The organism is Porphyromonas vaginalis, assembly GCF_958301595.1.
GTDB classification, from domain to species: Bacteria; Bacteroidota; Bacteroidia; order Bacteroidales; family Porphyromonadaceae; genus Porphyromonas; species Porphyromonas vaginalis.
Genome location: NZ_CATQJU010000001.1, coordinates 2,108,791 through 2,128,030, shown reverse-complemented (window position 1 = coordinate 2,128,030; position 19,240 = coordinate 2,108,791). Strand labels below are relative to the sequence as shown.

The window sequence follows — 19,240 nt, the reverse complement described above, 5'->3', positions numbered from 1 at the left end:
TTGACACAGCAGATCATACTACTGACCAATACGGGCTCTCCACGGACCGCCAACGAGGAGGACGTGCGAAGCTACCTGCGGGAGTTTCTCACCGATGGGGACATCATTTCCGTACCCTATCTGATGCGACAGATACTGGTGCGGGGTATCATCGTGCCACGTCGTACGCACTTCTCTTCAGGACGGTATCGTCGGCTCTTAGCCCTCTCTAGTGGCGTCATGCCTCTGACTGCTGAGATGCAGCGACTCGCAGAGCTGGTCGCTCAGCTGACGCAGCTCCCGACGCTCTACACACCACGCTATGCCCAGACAAGCCGTGCTGAGTGGGGCGAGCGTATCGCCCAGCTTGTCGGTACGGACGATGTGGAGGTGCTATTGCTCCCGCTTTTTCCTCACTACACACGAAGCAATGCGGGTAGTGCTATCACCTATTTCTCGGACCTACCCAAGCCTACTGGTGGGGAGTACAAGACGACTGTGCTGACTCCGTGGGGTACCGACGCGCACTATATCCAGCAATTGGCCGAGCTGATCCAACGGCATGTAGATACGAGCGACAGTACCTACCACTACATCGCCTCCTATCATAGTATCCCCGAGGCGCATCAGAAGTACGACCAGACACACGGCTGGAACTACCATGCGCAGTGTGTCGCTACGCTACAATCGGTGGTCAGCATGCTAGGCGTACCTGAGGAGCGTGTCCATCTCACCTTTCACTCCGCTATGGGACATGGGCGCTGGCTAGAGCCGACACTCGTCAGCGTACTGCAAGAACTCGCCGCGCAGGGTGTTCGCCGCGCCGTACTCTTTAGCCCTAGCTTTGTCGCAGATTGCTTGGAGACGAAGCTCGATCTAGAGCTAGAGGCTCGTGAGCTATTCCTCGCAGCAGGTGGAGAAGAGCTTATCTACGTACCCTGTCTCTCCACACACCCTGATAGTGGTGCACTCATTGCTAGCTTAGTCGAGCGGGTACAGCGGCAACGCTAGCCCCCCTTTCGTAAATTAAGAAGGGTGCAAACTAGACTTCTCTCTAGCTTGCACCCTTTTGCTTAGTTTGAGACCGCAGTCTCAGTCTGGAGGGATTAGAACTTGATCGTCATACCCATATAGACCGTGCGAGGCTGCATAGGTCCGTAGATGTAACCACTATCACGTCCGCCACCTAGGTCAAAGTCCTTCTGGAATGAGTTGAGTAGGTTGTTAGCTCCGAGGAAGAGCTGCAGAGATGACGAGGTGAAGATGTCGAAGTCGTAAGAGATACGAGCCCCTAGGTCGAAGAACGAAGGAGTCTTCTCGATACGTCCCCACTTAGGTGCAGACTCGCTAGCATCCGCAGCACCAGCCTCACGCTTACCCGCAGCAACGAGGTCACGATCTAGGACAGCGCTCTCAGCACCGTACTCGATCACGTGAGGAGCTAGCATAGAGCCCGTATAGTTGCACGTAGCGGTAAGGTTGAGCGTAGAGACAGGGTTGTAGGTTAGCGTCAGGTAGCCGTAAGTCATAGGCGTCCTCATGAGGTTGCGGCTCTTAAGCTCTGTGCTGACGAAGTTGCCGTCGCCATCGGTAAGGAAGCCAGCAGCCTTCTCAGGGCCATTGTTCTCAAGCGTATTGATGTCGCTAGGCTCCTTCTCGTTTTCACCCTTGATGAGCGAACGCTCTACGCCCGTACTCTCAGGCTTGTCCCAGAGGCTCTTGGCAATGGTAAAGCCAGCCTGTACGGTAAAGTGCTTGTAGGCAACCTTACCCTCGATGTTGGCACCATAGACAGAAGCGTCCGAAGCGTTGTAGCGCTCGAAGAGCGTAAAGCCCTCACGCTCCTCTATCGGACGTGTGTTGAACGCGCCCTTGAGACGTGTGAAGAAGCCCTCAAGGAGGAGGTTAGCCTGCATAGCTCCGTGAGAGAAGTACATATCGTTGCTCAGGTTGAAGCTGTGGCTGTACTCAGGCTTGAGGCCCTTTACGTTGACAACCTTCTGTGCCTCACCCGATACGACACCGACGTGTAGATCCTCGTCGAAGGTCTGAGGAGCGCGGAAGCCCTGTGCGTAGGAAGCACGGAGGTTCATCCAGGTAAATGGATTGTAGCGTACCGTAGCACGAGGGGTGAAGACAGGCTTGATAGCACCCTTGTCAGTTCTAATTGCTGAGTGCTCGTCAAGACGACCACCGAGGAGGAGGGTGAAGACCTTGTTCGTCCACTCGATCTGAGCGATCTGGCTTAGGTTGTGGATGCGCTGATCTAGACCAGGAGCGCGAGAGGTGCCGTCAGGGAGCTTCTGATACTTGAGAATAGGCATCTCATCGTTGAGGTGGTCGTAGAGATACTCAGCACCGACGAGGATGTTGCCCGGCATGAAGAAGAGGCGATCCGTCTTGTAGGTGTACTGAGCACCGCCCATAGCTACATTGCCGTGGGTCAGACCGTAGTTGTCACCGTAAGCTTCCTTAGGTGTAGCGTGCTTGTCGTCAGCTACATTCTCCTCATCGATACCGCCATAGTAGCTGTTGCGTACGATACGCTGACCAGAGGCATAGAGCTGGAAGTTGTGCTTGTAGTCTGCCGAGTGAGCATCATAGCGTATATTACCGCTCAGGATTGAGTGACCGACACTCTCAGCGACAGCGACCACATGCTCTGGACGCTCGAAGTGGTCACCACCACGACGCTTCTCCTGAATGGAGTGAATCTCAGCGGTGATCTTGTTGTAAGGATTGAGGCGGAAGAAGAGCTGCGTACCGAGTGCACGGCTCTCTAGCTGTCCTATCTCAGAGAAGCCATCGCCATTGGCATCCCAACCCGTACGCGTACGATGCTGTCCGAAGATCATAGCACCCATCTGACGGTCAGGGCTGAGGACGGTACCGTTGAAAGCAATCGTATTGTCTGGCTTCTTACCACCGATGAGCGAGAAGTTTTCGCTCAGTGAGAAGCTATTGGTCGTAGGCTCCTTGGTGATCACGTTGACCACACCAGCGATAGCTGATGAGCCGTAGAGGGCAGAGCCACCGCCACGGACGACCTCTACGCGGTCGATCATATTAGCGGGGAGCTGCTCTAGACCGTATACACCAGCGAGTGCGGAGAAGACAGGACGACTATCGATCAAGATCTGCGAGTAGCGACCATCGAGACCGTTGATACGCACCTGGTTGAAACCGCAGTTCTGGCAGTCGTTCTCGACACGGATACCAGGCTTGAAGGAGAGACCACCAGCGAGGTTGACCGCATTGTTGAGCTGGAAGCTCTTGCTGTCGATCACTGAAACTAGTGTAGGAGCGTAGCGACGTAGCGTGCGCTGACGGTTGGCCGTGATGACCACCTCCTCAAGCTGTGTATCATCGAGGACCGCCTCAAAGTTGACCTCTAGTGTCTCCCCATTCTTGAGTGTGACCTCTTTGACCTGCGTCAGGTAGCCATCAGCTAGCATCGTCAGGGTTAGCTTGCCAGGCTTCTGATTGCGGAAGGAGTAGTGTCCCGAAGCGTCGGTCGTGACCGAGACATTGTATTGCTGGATGATGATGGTAGCACCAGCGATGTGCTTTTTTGTCATAGCATCCACCACGTGACCCGTGATGTGCGCATCGGCATGAGTAGATACGATAGGCAGTGTGCGCTCAGCTGTGAGAGCTGCAGGCGCGGCCACCGCCATAGAGAGCGAGCAGAGAGTCGCAAGGAGTGCGCTCATCGCCCTGATTGGTAGTTTACTGTACTGCATAGATTATGATTATTTGGATGATATGTTTGCTTGCTAGTCTGTTTCCATTTTGGAGGTACAAAGATAAGACAACTCTCACTCCCTAACCTCATTTAACCGCAAAATTACTCGCGACTGGGTATCACTCACCACACCAAATACCTACCTACTAGTAGAGATTGTAGCACGGCTCCAAGGTGAGCCGACCACTCAATGCCGCTAATCTTACGAGTAATGATCTGTAAGGGTCTCGAGTGGTCGTGCGTCCGTTGCATAATCGTCTGGATTGCCGTCCCATTCTGATGGAACGAAAATCTCCCACCCAGGGCGGGACGAAAAAATCCCAAGGGAGGGAGCAAAAGATCCCAAGGGAGGGACGCAAAAGATCCCAAGGGAGGGACGCAAAGATCCCCCCATAGGGATATAGAGACGTGTTACCCGTTGCTTTCTAAGTTTATATGCAAGTAAAAAGCGAAGTTTTTTCTCGTTTCGGAAACTCAGTCGGCTTCTCTTCGGGTGAACCGCTCGGCGGGGTGGGAGCTTCCACCGTAGGGGCGGACCTGTGTGTCCGCCCGTCCTCACCTGAGCGCAGTCTATTCTGCGGGCGGACACGTAGGTCCGCCCCTACACAAGCTACGTCAGCACGACAATTCCATTCATCAAACGCTGTAACCTCGATCTGTAGGGACGTACGGCTCGTGCGTCCGTTGTGTCAAAGGTTACTGCATCGAGATTTTAACGGGGACGGACACTCGACGAGCGTCCCCCGACCAGTCATTACTCGTGAGATTTGCGAGGTGTAGGGATGCTCTCTTTTGCTTGTTTGTATCTTTTCGAGTAACTTCGGGGTATCAAAGAAACGGGACTACGTTATGAGACTTCGCACCACACTATCTATATTGTTTGCCACTTTACTATCTGTCACTATGACTATGGCACAGCAACCAGCTACCTCTAGCCAGGCTCTCTACAAGGAGCTACAGGAATTACAGAAGAAGCGTCTGCCGACGCAGACGCTCTCCTGCGCTGAGCGACTCGCCACTCAGGCTCTCCGTGAGGGCAATCTCTACTACACCATCGAGGCTCTAGAGGCGCACAAGACGGCTCTTCGCAGACTAGACTACAATCGTCTGCTAGAGCAGTTTCCCCTACTCCACACCACATGGCAAGGACGAGATAAGCTGTCGGTGCGGGATCAGCGCTTCCTCGCTCTATACATAGCGAATCAGTATATCAGTCGGAGCTACAGTCAGCGCCTGAGGTCAGAGGGACTAAGCCTCACGACCCAAGAGCAAGACAGTGTCACGCCTCGCTACTGGAGCGATGCGGACTATCTGAAAGCTATTGATCCATTGATGGAGATAGCTTGCGCTCCCAGTGCTGAGCTCTACAAGGTGATACCACGACAAGAGGCGAAGCAGCTACCCGATGCGCTTTACGCTGATCGCCTTCCCAAAGAGGGTAACTATACACTCATAAGCCACCTGCTGAAGGCGCTACCTATCTATCAGTTGCAGAGACTAGAGCAAAAGATCGGACGCACACCCACTTGGTCGGATCGGATCGGTGCGCTCATAACGGAAGATCAACTCCAGCAAGCAGACGAGGGGGCTAGACTCTATGCCCTTTACCAAGCGGTGACACTCGAGGAGACAACCCGTGGCGCAACTCTCAGTACCGTAGCGGAGCAATTAGAAGGCTTCCTCCAGCAGAGTCAGCAGATGCACCTTGAGACGATGAAGATATACAAGCGACTCTTCCACTACTACTATGCCAACGGCTCTGACCCTCTGCGTGCCTACCACTTCATCACGCCTTACCTAGAGTGGCTAGACAAGCAGGGCAAGTACCCTGAGTTCTGTAAGGGGATCCGCCGACAACTCTTTACCCCACATCTAAATATCTTCTTCCCTAACTTTATTTTAGCTGACCATCTAGGGTTTGTAGAGCTTCAAATGAGCAATGTGGAGCGACTAGAGCTAAAGCTCTTTGCGCTTACGCCACAAGACGCCATCAAGGCTGAAAGAAACACAATTCCCAAGCAAGCCAAGCTCGTCTGGAGTCACACACATCAGGGGAAGCAAGGTCTAGAGGCGATGGTGCTACAAAGCGACTCGATAGAGCTTCCCTCCTTGCCCACGGGACACTATCGCCTGCAAGTAGTCTCTCATCGCACGGCTGAAGCGCAACAACTAGAGGACGAGGAGCAGACAGACACAACTACTTACGACTGCACCGTAAGCGACCTATGGACGCTGGATCTAGGCAACGGAACAACTCAACTGCTGAATGCTCTCACAGGACAGGCCCAGACGGCGCCCATACAGCTGTGGAGCTATGGAGACAAGCGCTCAGGGTGGCACTCGAACTATAAGCCTACACTGGACAAGATTGGCGAGCGAACACCCGACAAGCTCGGCATCTTTGCAACGCCTAGGCAGGCGAAGCGGGAGCGTGCTGAAGCTTTTCTAGTGGAGAGTGCAGACCATCGGTTGCTCTTGCCATTATGTAACGATTGGTATGGCTACCGTGGTGAGGAGAGTTCGTTTCAGCTACCCAAGCCTGTCAGCACGGCACTCCTACAGACCGATAGAAGTATCTACCAGCTGGGTGATGCGATAGAGCTTTACGCTGTCGCTTACCGCAAGGGTTACGACCCGAAGCAAGCGACGGTGCTGCCCAAGCTTGACCTGACCATCGAGCTACACACGCCACAAGACGATATGATCGACTCGATTACGGCTCAGACAGATCAGTGGGGTCGTCTCCATGCGACCCTCCAGCTACCCAAAGAGGCGATGACGGGCGACTACACCATCGAGGTCTCTTGTGATAGCGATCTAGATGATTTCGCTGACAATATGACAACCATTCACGTAGCAGAGTATAAGCGTCCGAGCTTTAAGGGTGCCTTGAGGCTACCCGAGGTGGCGATGAAGCTGGGAGACACGATTACCGTTTGTGGATCTGCGATAACTTACAGTGGCTATCCGCTCGCAGGGGCATCTGTAGCCTACAGCGTGACGGGGAGCTATAGGAACTGGTTGTTTGATGAGGTTTTTCCCGATCAGCTACTCACCTCTGGCACGCTTCAGGTCAATGAGCAGGATGGGAGCTTTGAGTTCCCGATTACCCTCTCAGACTTACGCACCGAGGCTATGCGTCAGAACCCGCAGCCTTGGAGCCTACACACCTACCATATAGCGGTAACCATCACGGCGCCTAGTGGCGAGACGCAGCGACTAGAGCGATCTATTTGGATCGGCTCGACACCTGTATCTATGGAGTACGAGGGGGCGGAGACTTTCTTCAAGGATGGAACAAAGACTTTTACCATCCGTGTAACCAACGAAGACAATACGCCCATAGCCACAACGCTAGAGCTACGACTCACCTCGCTCGCTGACACGACAAGCTCTTGGTCGGTAGAGGTGCCCGCCAACGAAGAGCAGCACCTGCCCGCTGAGTGGCTTCGACTACCTTCGGGCTCTTACCGCTTGACTTACATTTATCACGATAAAACAGGCGAAACGCTAGAGGAAGAGGAGGAGATAGTCCTCTGTGATGAGCGAGACAAGCATCTATCGATACAGAGGGTGCTGTGGGCGGCTTCGCCCTCGGAGGAATATCCACGAGGTGGCGCGCCTACAATATACTATGCCAGCAACGAGAGCATGCAGTCGATCTACTACGTCATCAATACGGTAGACCAGCCCGCTATCTACGGACAGCTCCCCGCGCTCCCCGCTCAGCAGGTAGGACGCTGGCAGCCGACGCTCCCCAAGAGTGTCGACCCCAAGGGGCAGATCCGCATAGAACTCTACTGTGTATGCGACGGACGCTACACCTCTCAGAGCTTTGAGTATCGCTATACGGCTGACCAGCCGACCCTGCAGCTCTCGTGGATCGAGATGCCCGACAAGCTCCTCGCTGGCGAGACACACACGTGGCAAGCTCGCCTCACCTACAGCGATGGCACGCCGGCTCGTCGCATCCCCGTCATGGCGTGGATGTATGACGCTGCCTTGGAGAGTCTGCGCTCGCACAGCACTGATCGCTTGGCTCAGTACATACCGCTCTACCCGCAGGCTTTCCGTCTAAACCCCTGCTTCCGATTTGGCCTAGAGGATTACTCGTCAATGGTTTATGGTGCCAGAGCAACTTTTCCTCCGATAATGGCTCTTACTAAGAGCGCCTCCCTAGAGGGTGAAGTGATGGGGCTAGCTAATGATGAAGTCTTAGTGGAAGATATGAGCGAAAACAGACTAGACGAGGTGGTGGTCACTGGCTTCGCCGCGCCTATTTTGCGGAAGGACTTCTCTCAGACCGCCTTCTTCCTAGCGGACCTCTACACCGACGACGAGGGCGTTGTCACCTTTACGGGCAAGATGCCCGAAGCACTCTCCAGCTATCGCCTAGCACTCTTTGGCTACGACAGCCGACTGACGGACTGCGCCGCAACGACCGACATCAAGAGCTACCGCCAGCTGATGGTCGAGACGTTGCAGCCACGCTTCCTCATGCAGGGAGACCAAGCTTACTTGACGGGGTCGATACGTAACCTCACCGAGGAGCCGCTCCGTGGCACCCTCCGACTAGTCCTCTACGATGCTCTGGCGGCGGACAGCACGGCGACACCGCTTGCCGACGGCACACGGGAGCTAGCTCTCACCGTTCCCGCCAGTGGCGTGACGCCCTACGCCATCGCCCTACCCGCTCTGCCTGATCTCTCGGCACTGCGGGTGCAGGTCTACTTCGTCAGCGACTCACTCAGCGATGGCGAGGAGTACGTCATCCCCGTACAGCCAGCGACGGTACGCACCGTCGAGAGTATCCCCTTCGCGTGGGACAAGCAGGCGAGCTACTCTTACCCGCTCAGCGCGTTGCTCGGGCAGGCAAGCGATCCGTCAGCTTCGCTACACCTACAGCTCTGGAGCAATCCACGTTACTTCGCCTTGCAGCAACTGCCGATCCTCTTTAACAATGAGGAGCGAGACGCTATCAATACGGTCCTCCGCATCTACACTTTGACCCGCACGCAGCAACTGCTACGCCAGCCAGAGATAGCTCAGTGGGTTCAGGCACAATCTCAGGCGACTGAGGGCGCCAACAAGTTGACCAGCAACCGTGAGACCACACTCCTACCGCTAGACGAGACTCCTTGGCGTGCTACCGAGCGATGGCTAGACGGTGCACAGGAACAGCTCTGGACACTCTTCAAGGCACCCAATAAGCGCACCGCTACTAAGGACATAGCACAGCTGCGCAATCTACAGACCAGTTCAGGAGACTGGTCGTGGTACCCCGACATGCCTAGCTCCTCTTACCTCACGCCGCTCATCCTCGACTACCTCGCAGCGGTCAGTGAGCTAGAGGCAAACGAAGAGATAACCTCTATGCTTTCCCGTGGATGGCAGGCTTACGACCGCTCCACGACCAAGCAGATGCAAGAGATGAAGAAAAAGCTAGCCAAGAGCAAGCGGAAACCTACCCTCCCCGCATGGGGTGCCGAGTGGCTCTACCTCTCCTACCGCTGGCGTGACGCTAAGGCTCTGCAAAAAAACCAGACCACGAAGGCACTCATCGACTACCTCACGCCACTCCTCGTCAAAGAGGCGCAGCAGCTCCCCCTCTACGCCCTGCCGCAAGCAGCCTACACGCTCTACAAGCTGGGCAACGTGTCGCAAGCACGACAGCTCGCCGAGATCCTGCACGACCATCTATCCTACGAAGCGGCTCAGGGAGCTTTCTTTGCCAACACCCTCGTTGGCGGTTACTTCTGGCGAGACCGCTCGATGTCGCTACAGCGAGAGACTATCGAGCTCTTCGAGCTGTTGGGTATCTACCCCGACATGGTACAGCAGATGCGTCGCTGGGCGATGGAGTACCTACGCACCAATCTGCGCGCCTCCAACCTCACGCAGCTAGAGCTACTGCTCACGCTCCTAGAGGACAACGCTGGGGAAACAGCTACGCACGACCAGGTGACCATCTCCATACCTCTTGCCGATGGCACGACCAAGCGCATCGAGACCGACTCCTACTGCGGACTACAGTACAAGCCTAGCCAGCTAGACCGCACGGGTAGCATCGTCATCACGCACAGCGACCCGCAAGCTATCCTCTGGGGTGGCATCCTAAGCGTTGGCGAGAAGCCACTTAGCGAAGTGTCCGAGCGACAAGGCGAACTGATGATCGAGAGCAAGACTTACGTTCGCGAAGAGATCAACGGTCAACTGCAAGAGCGTCCCATCCAGTCTGGCGAAAAGCTCACCGTCGGGACGATCCTCATCACGAAGCTTCGCATCACCACACGTCGTGACCTAGACTTCGTCACCATACGAGATATGCGTCCCGCATGTTGCGAGCCACTAGAGCAGCTCAGTCACTACGAGTGGCAGGGTGGCCTAGGCTACTATGTCGAGGCACGCCACTATGCGCAGATATACCATATTAATAGTCTACTCCGTGGCTCCTACGAGATCAGCTACGAGCAGAGCGTGGTACGCCCAGGCATCTACCAGCGTGGTATCACGCAGGCTCAGTGCGCTTACGCCACCGAGTACTCCGCACAGACCGCTATGCCAACCCCTTACATCGTAATCGCAAATGATTGACCCCATACAGATCATCGAGCGTTACTACCCTACCGACACGCTCGGCTACCGCATCCTGCTGACCCACAGCCAGCAGGTTGCCGAGCTGGCACTTGAGGTTGTACGTCAGCACCCCGAGCTATCGTGCGACGAGCGATTTGTCTACGAGGGAGCCATGCTCCACGACATCGGCATCTATCTCACCGACGCCCCCACGATCGGTTGCTACGGCACCGAGCCTTACCTACGGCACGGCTACCTTGGTGGCCAGCTACTACGTGAGCTAGGTCTGGAGCGTCATGCGCAGGTTGCCGAGCGCCACACCGGCACAGGACTAGATAGCGAGACCATCCTCGCTCGGGGGCTAGATCTCCCGACCGACCGCCTCTATATGCCCCAGAGCATCGAGGAGCGGGTCATCTGCTATGCCGACAAGTTTTACTCCAAGACCCAGCTAGAGCATCAGAAGCCCCTAGAGAAGGTTCGCGCCTCGCTCGCCAAGTTTGGCGCCGAATCCTTAGCCCGCTTCGATGAGATGCACGAGCAGTTTCAGGTGCCCAGTACATTAGTCTAAAGCACCTATCCATTCATCCACCAAGACCCAAACCACAATGTTAATACACTCCGCCACCTTCGTACAGAGCAGTCCTTCAGTAAAGTCCTGTCCCCAAAGCACACTACCCGAGTACGCCTTCATCGGGCGCTCCAACGTGGGCAAGTCCTCGCTCATCAATATGCTCACAGGGCACAAAGGGCTAGCGATGACCTCTCAAAAGCCTGGTAAGACGCAGCTCATCAACCACTTCCTCATCAATGAGTCGTGGCATCTCGTGGACCTGCCTGGCTACGGCTATGCACGCAGGAGCCTCGAGCAGCGGGAGCAGTTTCGCAAGCTGATCACCCAGTATGTCTCTAAGCGCGAGGCCTTGGTCAATCTCTTCGTCCTCGTGGACATACGCCATGAGCCGCAGCGCATCGACCTAGAGTTTATCAACGAGATGGGCGAAAAAGGCATCCCCTTCAGTATCGTCTTCACCAAAGCAGACAAGATCGGCAAGCAGGTACAGCGGGATGCTGTAGAGGCTTACCGATCTCGTCTACTAGAAGATTGGGAGGAGCTGCCGCCTCTCTTCGTGACCAGTGCGTCGACTGGCATGGGGCGTGACGAACTCCTAGATTATATTGATCAGCTCAACCGTATGATAGCTGAGCAGGGGAGCTAAAACTCTAGCTCCAATCCGACCATCAGATGCTCTGGCGTGAAGGATAGCCCGAATCCATTCGAAGGCAGATTAGTCTCCTCTCCGTGGAAGCTCTTGCGATAGCCCAAGAAGCCAAAGCGCATGCAGAGACACAGTCCCTCGGCAAGGTCTAGACAAGCGCCTGGACGCAAGCCCACCTCAAAGCCTTGGTGACTATGTTCGCCCTGTCTCTCATAGCTGTAGCCGACATTGCCGTCTAGATAGAGGTTGAAAGGGCCTCTGTGTAGGTAGTAGTAGCGGACGAAAGGTGAGAGCGAGAACTCGTGCTGTAGTGCCTTCTTGCTAGCCGTCTCATACGCCTTCAGTCCATAGCCAGCCATCAGTCCCACGGCCCAGGTGTCGTTGAAGAAGTAACCTAGCTCAGGGTGAAACTCTAGCGACGTCGTCTTGGCATCGCTATTAACCCAAAAGCTAGCGACACCGCCCACGAACCATGATGCGTGGTCTTCGTGTTCTTCGGTTGTAGTCTGCGCCTGCAGAGAGCCGCAGCTCCAGAGGAGGGCTAGTAGCCCAGCGAAAAGTGTGAATAGTTTCTTCATCTCTAGTTGTATGTGTTATTACTCGGGGGCAAAGGTCGGAATCTTTCAGTAGATATGCAATACCAATATCCCAGTAACGGAGGCGGTATCCGAGGCCCTCTAGCAAGAAGCTCGTCTCCATGTTGATGTTTCGCCTCTCCTCGGAGACTTTGTCATTGTAGGGACAATCTTATCGACAAATCAACGTAACTATCAGTGCCACCTAGGTGAAACTAGAGTGCCATGGGTAGGAAACTGTAGTACCATGGGTAGGAAACTGCAGTGCCATGGGTAGGAAACTGGAGTGCCATGGGTAGGAAACTGGAGTGCCATAGGTAGGAAACTGCATTCGTCTCCATAGCGGTCGATGAGTTGTAACGATGCAAGGAGTAGCAGATCGGCTATTTAGCTTCGCTAGAAGGGTGATGAGCTCAGCCAGAGAGTCATTTGTATCGCTTATTTTGCTAACTTTGTCGCCAGAGCAGTAAGAGGAGAGGAGCTTCACTTGCTACGGCTTCGGACACTCCGCTATTGCTTGCACTTGTAGTACAGACGCTACATTTGCCCCACAGCATCCCTACCTTATTTTGTGGAGGGTTGTAACGCAAACCCATAAGCTTAAATCATGGCAGTAGAAATCAGACAAATAGATGGACGCAAGGAGCTGAAGAAGTTTGTTGAGTTCAATCTCGAGCTATACAAAAACAACCCTTACCACGTCCCTGGCATCATCAAGGATGAGATAGACCTACTCGATAAGGACAAGAATCCCTCCTTCGATGTATGTGAGGCGGCCTACTTCCTAGCCTACAAGGATGGCAAGATCGTAGGGCGCATCGCGGGTATCATCAACCATAAGGCAAACGAGACGTGGAATCAAAACTACGCTCGCTTTGGTTTCGTTGACTTCATCAATGATGATGAGGTGGTCGACAAGCTCTTTGAGACTGTCGAGCAGTGGGGGCGCAACAAGGGCATGGACTACATACACGGGCCGATGTCCTTTACCGATATGGATCAGGAGGCGATGCTCGTGGAGGGTTTTGACCAGATGGGTACGACTGTAGGGCTATACAACTACGCGTACTACCCCAAGCAGCTAGAGCGACTAGGATATGTCAAGAGTACCGACTGGAAGGAGTATCTGATCAAGATCCCCAAGGAGATCCCAGAGAAGCATCAGCGTATCGCTAATCTAGTGAAGGAGAAGTATGGTCTCAAAGTGGTTAAGTACAAGAGCCGCAAGGAGATCATGTCTCACGCTGAAGAAATCTTTACCACGCTCAATAAGGCGTACGCACCGCTCTACGGCTTTAGCGAGTTATCGCCCGCACAGATGGAGTACTATGCCAAAGCCTACCTGCCACTACTGCGTCTAGACTTCTTTACCGCTATTGTCAGGGAGCGTGACGAGCAGATGATTGCTTTCGCTATCACCATGCCCAACCTGAGTAAGGCGATGCGCGCTGCCAAGGGTCGTCTCTACCCCTTTGGCTTCATACCAATACTGAATGCACTCAAGACTCCGCCCAAGGTGGTAGATCTATACCTCATCGGTGTCCTGCCTGAGTATCAAAACAAGGGGATCAATGCACTCATCTTCGCCGACCTGATACCGATCTATAACAAGCTAGGTGTCGAGGTCGCTGAGAGCAATCCTGAGCTAGAGACAAATGTGGCGGTACAGATGCAGTGGAGCTACTTCGAGCGTAAGCATCACAAGACACGCCGTGTCTTCATCAAGGAGCTCTAATCTCTTCTTTTATTTACCCTCACCTCCATGCCGACACAAGAACCACTAAATAACCTAGACCAGCTATCCCCAAGCGCCGTAGCGGGGTACACCGAGGATGACTTTCGGACGCTCTCCTGGAGCGAACATATCCGCAAGCGTCCTGGTATGTATATCGGTAAGCTCGGAGATGGTACGCAGGCGGACGACGGCATCTACATCCTTATCAAGGAGGTGATAGACAACTCAATCGATGAGTTTGTCATGGGCGTGGGTAGTGAGATACGCATCACGATAGATAGCGAGACAAACGAGGTCACGATACGAGACTATGGTCGTGGCATACCGCTCGGCAAGCTCGTCGATGCGACCTCTAAGATGAATACGGGTGCTAAGATCGACTCGCAAGCCTTCAAGAAGTCGGTCGGTCTGAACGGTGTCGGTCTCAAAGCGGTCAATGCGCTCTCCTCGACCTTTACTGTCCAGAGCTGGCGTGAGGGAGAAACCTCCTCAGTCACCTACGAGCGGGCCGAGATGATCGCTCATACGCCAGCAGAGCCGTGGGAGGACAAAGAGGCACATGGCACATTGGTCACCTTCACACCAGATGCTGAGGTCTTTCGCAACTCGCACTACGACCTGCGCCACGTGGAGGCGCTCGTGCGCAACTACTGCTACCTCAACACGGGGCTGACGCTCTACCTCAACGATAAGAAATATGTAAGCCGCCACGGACTACAAGACTTCCTCTCAGACACGATCACGGGCGATCCGCTCTACCCGATCATACGTCTCACAGGACCTGACATAGAGGTTGCTATCACACACATTGATCAGTACGGAGAGGAGTTTTACAGCTTTGTCAATGGTCAGTACACCACACAGGGCGGTACCCACTTGACCGCCTTTCGCGAGCAGGTGGCTCGTGTGATCAAGGAGTTTTCGGGCAAGGGCTTTGAGTATGGGGACATTCGCTCTGGCATGGCGGCAGCGATCAGCATCCGCATCATCGAGCCTGAGTTCGAAAGCCAGACGAAGATCAAGCTCGGCTCCAAAGAGATGGTGCCACAAGACCCAATGTTTGAGCATGAACCACTGCGGGGTGTGACGGTACAGAAGTTTGTCGGCGACTTCCTCAAGGAGAAGCTCGACAACTACCTCCACATGCACCCCGAGATCTCCGAGGTGATGCTCCAAACGATCCAAGCCAACGAGCGTGAGCGCAAAGCGATGAGCGGGGTGACCAAGCTGGCGCGTGAGCGTGCTAAGAAGGCGAGCCTGCACAATAAAAAGCTGCGTGACTGCACCGAGCACTACAACGATCCGAAGGCTAAGAACCCCGAGCTGACCAGTATCTTCATCACCGAGGGTAACTCGGCTAGTGGATCGATCACGCAGAGCCGAGATGCACGCTACCAGGCGGTCTTTAGCTTGCGAGGCAAACCGCTCAACAGCTACGGGCTGAGCAAGAAGGTGGTCTATGAGAACGAAGAGTTTAACCTCCTCCAGGCTGCGCTCAACATCGAGGACGGCCTCGACGGCTTGCGCTACAACCGTGTGATCATCGCTACCGATGCCGATGATGATGGTATGCACATACGACTCCTGACGCTGACCTTCTTCTTGCAGTTCTTTCCCGAGCTGGTGCGGCGTGGGCACGTCTACATATTGGAGACACCGCTCTATCGTGTCTCGCTCCCAGCCAAGCGTAAGAAGAGCATCACGGCACGTGTTGCCTCAGCGGGTAAGAAGAAGAGCGGCAAGAAGATAACCATCGAGCCTGAGTCTGAAAAAGAGACCTCTGCCTACTGTTATAGTGATCAGGAGCTCAATGCAGCTGTCGAGCGAATGGGAGCTTCGGCTCAGATCACCCGCTTCAAGGGTCTGGGCGAGATCAGTGCCAACGAGTTTAAGGAGCTGATCACAGAGGAAAACATCAAGCTCCGTCAGGTGTCGCTCCGCAAGGAGGACAATCTCAAGCGGATGCTACACTTCTACATGGGCAAGAACACGCCCGACCGTCAAGACTTTATCATAGACAACCTAGTCATCGACGAGGAGATCGTCTGAGTCTCCCCAGCTAGCTTAGCAGACAGATATGAAGCGTATCGGATTCTTTGCGGGTTCCTTTGACCCCTTTACACTAGGGCATGCGGACATTGTGGCACGAGCTCTCAAGATTTTCGACGAGGTGGTCATAGGTATCGGCACGCACCCAACGAAAAAGCCATGCTTCACCTCCGAGCAGCGCGCTCTACAGATAGAGACCGTCTATGCGCAGGAGCCTCGTGTCCGAGTCGTGAGTTATAGCGGCATGACCATCGAGGCGGCGAAGCAGTGTGGCGCACAGTTTCTCATACGTGGCGTACGCTCCACGAGCGACTTCGAGTACGAGCAGAGTATCTCCCAGATCAATGACCATCTGCATGGACCTATGACGGTGCTACTCTTTGGGGCGCAAGGACTGCTCCACATCTCTAGCTCTATGGTACGGGAGCTGCTGAGCTGGAATCTAGATGTATCCGACTACGTACCCAGTGGCATGCCTTTGACTTTTGACTAATTAGCTATCTCCTATCCTCTTACTATGCGACAATCAGCTGACATCAATCATATCTACGACTTACTCCTCCAGAGTGACGGCATCTGTACCGATACGAGACATCTGCGTCCCGACTCACTCTTCGTATCGCTGCGAGGCGCGCACTTCGATGGCAATCGCTTTGCGGTGGATGCGCTCAAGCAGGGCTGCAAGTATGCACTCGTTGACGACCTTAGCTATATAGATGAGGTCGAGGAAGCCGACCTTCGGGAGAGACTCATCTACTACAAGGACGGAGGCTTTGAGGCGCTCCACGAGCTGGCGCTCCTACATAGGGCGAAGTCCGAGGCGACCTTCATAGCGATCACAGGGACCAATGGCAAGACGACCACCAAGGAGCTGGTCGCTGCGGTCTTGTCCGCCAAGTATCGGGTGCATGCCACGCAGGGCAACTACAATAACGAGATAGGTGTCCCGCTTACCCTGTTACAAGTTCGCCCCGAGCATCAGTTTGTCATCGTCGAGCTCGGCGCTTCGCACATCGGAGACATAGCTTCTCTCTGCAAGCTGGCACAGCCGCAGTACGGTATCATTACGAATGTAGGGCGGGCTCATCTCTCAGGCTTTGGCACGCCCGAGGGGGTGGTCAAGGCTAAGAGCGAACTGTACGCTTATCTGCGAGAGCATGACGGACAAGCCTTCTGCAATGGCGAGGACAAGACGCTCATCAGCAACCTCAATGGGCTGCCCACGGTCTACTACAATGGCACCACGTCACCACGCATCACGGGCTCCGTACTCCCCACTGATGAGTCTGGACTGCTCAAGATAGAGTGGCGTGACCAGGAGACTGGCGAGAGCTACCAGCTAGCGACAAAGCTAGTCGGCGACTACAACCTCAACAACATATTAGCAGCCATCACCGTAGGGCTACACTTCGGCTTAGACCCGAAGACGATCAATGAGGCTGTGACCAACTACCAGCCACACAATGAGCGGTCGCAAGTCCTTCCCCCGACGGCGCAGGGCAACCGAGTCATCCTCGACTGCTACAACGCCAACCCCTCTAGCATGGAGGTGGCACTCAGTAGCTACTTCACGATGGACTCGCAGGGACTCAACCGCATGCTTATCCTCGGCGATATGAACGAGCTAGGCGATGCGGCCGAGAGCGAGCATATCACCGTCATCAGACAGATACAGAGCTACCTCCTGCGCTATCCTAAGATGGTCACCTACTTCTGCGGGCCCAACTTCTTCGCCCTGCAGGCTCGCTACGGGAGCGAGCACTTTATCTTCTTCCCCTCAGCGACTGCTCTCAAGCAATACTTCACCCGACACCAACCGCAGCACAGCTTTATCCTGATCAAAGGCTCTAACTCGCACCATCTCTCGTCCATTGCGGAGCTATGCTAAAGAATCGCCAGCAACAGCAACTAGAGCAGCGCCAGACCCTCACCGCCCGGCAGATACAGCAGATACAACTGCTGGAGCTACCTGTCACCGAGCTGGAGCAACGCATCAGTGCTGAGATCGAGCGCAACCCGGCTCTCGAAGAGGGCTATACGGCTCGTGACGATTCCAATGAAAGCAACGCAACCAACGAGCAAGTCGACTCCACCCTAAGCCAGTCCGACCAAGATCGGCTCGAAGCGCGCAACGAGTTTGGCAATGACGACGAGATCCCAGCTTATCGGCTGAGGATGATCGCCGAGAGAGAGCAGCAGCGCGAGGAGATACCCTTTGCCGCTCACGGACTCTCCCTCACGGACTACCTCGACAACCAGCTCTCCACCCTAGAGCTCACCGAGCGGCAGCAGTTACTCGTACCTTATATAGTAGGTAACCTCCGTGAGGACGGTTACCTAGACCGCTCGCTACCACTCATCGCTCAGGATCTGCTCCTCAAAGAGGGCGTCGATGCCTCCGAGCAGGAGCTCACCGAGCTGCTCCAGATCATTCAGAGCTTAGACCCTCCAGGCGTTGGTGCCAGGACGCTACAAGAGTGCTTACTCTTGCAACTGCACCGCATGGAGCAGAGCGAGACCGTCGTCAATGCGGAGAAGATCGTCTCTCGCTACTTCGATGACTTTGCTTACAAGCGATTCGAGCGACTCACCAAGCGAGGCTTTGATCAGAAGCAACTCGAAGAGGTCTCGACACTCATTCACCAGCTATCGCCTAAGCCGGGCAACGGCTTTGACTCCTCAGCAGAGACCCTTCTCTCGAAGGTGACGCCAGACTTCATCATCACCGAGCATGAGGGCGAGCTCACCCTGACCCTCACCGACCAGCGCGAGATACCCGCCCTGACCGTATCGCCAAGCTACAAGCAGATGATTGCCGACTACCGAGATGCGTCAGAGAGCGAGCGCGCTAAGCTCAAGGAGACCATACAGTACACCCGCGACCGAGTCAAGGACGCTGAGTGGTTCATCTCCGCTCTGCAGCAGCGCTACGACACCCTCCGCACGACCATGACCATCATCATGACGCTACAGCGAGACTTCTTCCTCTCAGGTGACATCGTAGACCTGCGCCCCATGATCCTCAAGGACGTTGCCGAGCTAGCCCGACTAGACATCAGCACCATATCACGTGTCAGCAATAGCAAGTACGTGCAGTGCCAGTGGGGCATCTACCCCGTCAAGTTCTTCTTTAGCGAAAGCATGCAGGCCAAGGATGGTAGTGACGTCTCCACCAAAGTGATCAAAGATTGCCTCAAGCAGATCATCGACGGGGAAGATCCACGCCAGCCACTCACAGACGACCAACTCACGGAGGCGCTCTCACAGCAAGGCTACGACATAGCGCGCCGCACCACCGCCAAGTATCGACAGCAGCTCGGACTCCCCACGGCTCGACTGCGTCGCAAGCTGACTAAGTAAC

Annotated in this window: 11 protein-coding genes; 9 read left to right on the top strand and 2 right to left on the bottom strand. The window is 54.8% G+C overall.

Going from position 1 to position 19,240, the window contains the following annotated elements; translation table 11 throughout:
* Positions 1-990 carry a ferrochelatase gene (gene hemH, locus Q2J34_RS08275; protein ID WP_300969951.1) on the top strand — a complete coding sequence of 330 codons (990 nt, stop codon included), beginning with the start codon at positions 1-3 and terminating at the stop codon, positions 988-990.
* Between the two features lie 95 nt (positions 991-1,085).
* Here hemH and Q2J34_RS08270 read toward each other — a convergent pair whose 3' ends face one another.
* The gene (locus tag Q2J34_RS08270; RefSeq protein WP_300969949.1) at positions 1,086-3,722 is read right to left on the bottom strand and encodes a TonB-dependent receptor; all 2,637 of its coding nucleotides are present in this window, start codon (positions 3,720-3,722) and stop codon (positions 1,086-1,088) included.
* 911 nt (positions 3,723-4,633) lie between these two features.
* Here Q2J34_RS08270 and Q2J34_RS08265 point away from each other — a divergent pair.
* The 3 genes from Q2J34_RS08265 to yihA are packed head-to-tail and all read left to right on the top strand — an operon-like array spanning position 4,634 to position 11,520.
* The gene (locus Q2J34_RS08265) at positions 4,634-10,318 is read left to right on the top strand and encodes an alpha-2-macroglobulin family protein (protein WP_300969947.1); all 5,685 of its coding nucleotides are present in this window, start codon (positions 4,634-4,636) and stop codon (positions 10,316-10,318) included.
* The gene (locus Q2J34_RS08260; RefSeq protein ID WP_298887421.1) at positions 10,311-10,871 is read left to right on the top strand and encodes an HD domain-containing protein; all 561 of its coding nucleotides are present in this window, start codon (positions 10,311-10,313) and stop codon (positions 10,869-10,871) included. Before Q2J34_RS08265 ends, Q2J34_RS08260 begins: the two co-directional genes overlap by 8 nt.
* Before the next feature lie 37 nt (positions 10,872-10,908).
* The gene (gene yihA, locus Q2J34_RS08255; protein WP_298887427.1) at positions 10,909-11,520 is read left to right on the top strand and encodes a ribosome biogenesis GTP-binding protein YihA/YsxC; all 612 of its coding nucleotides are present in this window, start codon (positions 10,909-10,911) and stop codon (positions 11,518-11,520) included.
* On the opposite strand, the gene Q2J34_RS08250 is transcribed toward yihA, so the two are convergent.
* A complete protein-coding gene (locus Q2J34_RS08250) occupies positions 11,517-12,098 on the bottom strand; it encodes an outer membrane beta-barrel protein (protein ID WP_298887430.1) in 582 nt (193 codons plus the stop codon). The two genes, yihA and Q2J34_RS08250, sit on opposite strands and share 4 nt — an antisense overlap.
* A gap of 604 nt (positions 12,099-12,702) precedes the next feature.
* On the opposite strand from Q2J34_RS08250, the gene Q2J34_RS08245 reads away from it, so the two are divergent.
* Genes Q2J34_RS08245 through rpoN form a run of 5 tightly spaced genes read left to right on the top strand, consistent with a single transcriptional unit; the run spans position 12,703 to position 19,239 of the window.
* Complete coding sequence (locus Q2J34_RS08245) at positions 12,703-13,830, top strand: protein-tyrosine phosphatase family protein (protein WP_298887436.1); 1,128 nt, start codon at positions 12,703-12,705, stop codon at positions 13,828-13,830.
* Between the two features lie 27 nt (positions 13,831-13,857).
* Positions 13,858-15,879 carry a toprim domain-containing protein gene (locus Q2J34_RS08240; RefSeq protein WP_298887439.1) on the top strand — a complete coding sequence of 674 codons (2,022 nt, stop codon included), beginning with the start codon at positions 13,858-13,860 and terminating at the stop codon, positions 15,877-15,879.
* 28 nt (positions 15,880-15,907) lie between these two features.
* A complete protein-coding gene (gene coaD, locus Q2J34_RS08235) occupies positions 15,908-16,372 on the top strand; it encodes a pantetheine-phosphate adenylyltransferase (RefSeq protein ID WP_298887442.1) in 465 nt (154 codons plus the stop codon).
* 24 nt (positions 16,373-16,396) lie between these two features.
* Entirely contained in the window at positions 16,397-17,767 is a 1,371-nt protein-coding gene (locus tag Q2J34_RS08230; RefSeq protein WP_300969945.1) for a UDP-N-acetylmuramoyl-tripeptide--D-alanyl-D-alanine ligase, read from the top strand.
* On the top strand, positions 17,761-19,239 hold the full coding sequence (rpoN, locus tag Q2J34_RS08225; protein WP_298887447.1) for an RNA polymerase factor sigma-54: 1,479 nt from the start codon (positions 17,761-17,763) through the stop codon (positions 19,237-19,239). Before Q2J34_RS08230 ends, rpoN begins: the two co-directional genes overlap by 7 nt.
* Position 19,240: the final 1 nt, after the last annotated feature.